This is a genomic window from Streptomyces sp. NRRL S-495, from assembly GCF_000966955.1.
Classification (GTDB): domain Bacteria; phylum Actinomycetota; class Actinomycetes; order Streptomycetales; family Streptomycetaceae; genus Kitasatospora; species Kitasatospora purpeofusca.
Map to the genome: position 1 here is coordinate 1 of NZ_JZWY01000516.1, position 2,268 is coordinate 2,268.

The window sequence follows — 2,268 nt, forward strand, 5'->3', positions numbered from 1 at the left end:
ACACCGGATCGGCCGGACCGCCGCCCGTTCGGTCGGTCACCGCGACGGCGAACTGCGGATGCTCACTTCGGGCGGCGCCGGCCTGCGCAACGCCGGTGCTACGGAGGAGGCCGCCGAGTGGTACGCCGAGGCCCTGCACCTGGCGCGTGCGGCCGGTGACCCGCTTGCCGAGGCCGACGCCCTCTACGGCCTCAGTCAGACCCACCGCACGGCGGGCCGGCTGGCCCAGGCGGCCGACTGCCTGCGCACGGCCGCCGACCTTCGTGAAGCCTGCGGCTACCTGCGAGGCACAGCGCTTGCCCGGCTCGCTCTCGGAGACGTCCGGCTCGCGGACGGCCGTCCCGCCGAGGCGGTCCCTGTCATCGCCGATGCCTACCGGGACCTCGCCGCCGTCCGCGCCGTCTACGAGGCGGCCCGTGCACTCGCCTTCCTGGGCCAGGCCCAGGCCGCCCTCGGCGCCCACGACGAGGCCGGCCGCTGTTACGCGGAGGCGCTCGCGAGGTTTCGTGCGAGCCGGACCCGTCACTGGGAGGCCCGTGTTCTGCGACTCCTCGCCGACCTGGCGCGCGACCGGGGCGACCTCACCGGGGCCGCGGCCCACCAGCGGGAGTCCGAATCCCTTTACGCGGCCCTGTCCGCGCGCGCCGGAGGCCGTCGCGCCGCCGCCACGGCACTCGACGCCCCTGTCCTCCCGCTGCCCCCTGCGGGACCGCCCTCGGCGGGCTGACGCCCGGCCGTCAGAGCCCGCGCGGGGCTGCCACGGCGGGGTCGACGGCAGGCCAGGGGTGCTCGCCCCGGCCGCGTGGCCACAGCGGTGCGGGCAGCGGCAGCACAGGAGGACCGGGCGCCGGGACGGACTCGTCCAGGCCGAGGACACGGTGGAGCAGGTGCCGCATCCGTTGGTCGAACCGGCCCGGCGCGGAGCTGATCCGGGCGGCGATGGCCGCGTAGTCCGCGCGGCGGTACTGCCGCGCGGCGTCGTCGAGTTGGACGGACAGGGGTCGGACGGGGCCGAGCGAGGGAGCGGTCCGGGCGAGCAGGGCGCCGGGGGACCGCGGGTTGACCTCGTGGTGCGGGTACTCGGCCAGCAGGATCGGGGCTTCGGTCATGGTGCCGTAGAGGGTGACCGAGCCGTGGTCGCCGATGACGGCATCGGCGGCTACCAGCAGCGGGCGCCAGTCCTCCTGCGGCCCGAGCACGGTGGCGGCTCCGTCGGTCGCGGCCGTCACCCATGAACGCAGCGGCCGGGCGCCGTGCGCGGCGGAGACATTGGGATGCACGAGCAGGACGACGCGGTGGTCGCGGCGGGGCAGTTCGGCGGCCAACCGGGGAAGGAGGGTGTCGAACCGGCTGAACAGTGCCCCGCTGCCCCAGGTGGAGCAGACCAGCACCAGCCGCTCGTCCGGCCGCAGCCCCAGCGCGGCCCGGTACCGCTCCCGGTGGGGGAGCGCGGCGGCGATCCGGTCGTGGCAGCCGTCGCCGACGATCTCGGCGATCGGCAGCGCCTCCGGACAGCCCCGGCCGAGCTCGGTGCGGTCGTCCTCGTGCGCCAGCGCGTAGGCGACGGGCACCAGTCGGCCCTGCCAGACGACGTACTCGGGCCCGAGCCCGGAGACGGTCCGCCCAGCCCCGATGCCGGTCGGCGACAGCTTGATGTGCCCGGCTCCGTGCGGCAGCCGGACCATCGGGCCGTGCACCTGCTCCAGGCCCTGCGAACCGGCGGCCAGGACCAGGTCGAACCTCTCGCGGACGGCTTCCGCCCATGGCAGTACCGTGCCGCCGAGCCGCCGGACGTGCTCCGCCGCGCCCCGGTTGAAGGTGTGCGGCGCCACCGTGAACCGGATGCGCACCCTCGGGTCGGCGTCGAGCAGTGCATGGGCGTCGCGCAGTCGCTGCCCGTAGACGACCGAATGCACGACCACCAGTACCTCCTTGCCCTCCGAGGTCGTGTCCGTCGCCCCTCCTCGATGCGCTGCCGGGCCCGTGGGCCTCCTGTCCACGCATTCTTGCGGATCTCGCCCTGCCATGTCCTCGCCCCGGGAGCAGAGAAGGGTACTGAGTTCCTTTACGAGGGGTACTGAGTGCCGTATCCTCTTCGGAGAGCCTCTGACGCTGTTGAAGAGAGCCGACAGGGCAGGCCGGTCCGGGTGGTGCGATACCGCTCGCGGGGCGCGGCCGGGCCGGACTTGGCACTCAGTACCCTCGGCGGGCTGCGAGGCCGTGGACCAGTGCATCCGACCAGTGCACCCGTACCAGGAGAACCGCTCA

The 2,268-nt window shown here is 74.6% G+C and carries 2 protein-coding genes; one reads left to right on the forward strand and one right to left on the reverse strand.

Annotation, left to right across the window (positions count from 1 at the left end):
* Positions 1–727 (forward strand): tetratricopeptide repeat protein (locus VR45_RS25635; RefSeq protein WP_199925997.1); only part of this gene is annotated, 727 nt, incomplete at its 5' end.
* Between the two features lie 10 nt (positions 728–737).
* Here VR45_RS25635 and VR45_RS25640 read toward each other — a convergent pair.
* Entirely contained in the window at positions 738–1,922 is a 1,185-nt protein-coding gene (locus VR45_RS25640; RefSeq protein ID WP_045942203.1) for a hypothetical protein, read from the reverse strand.
* Between the last annotated feature and the right edge of the window lie 346 nt (positions 1,923–2,268).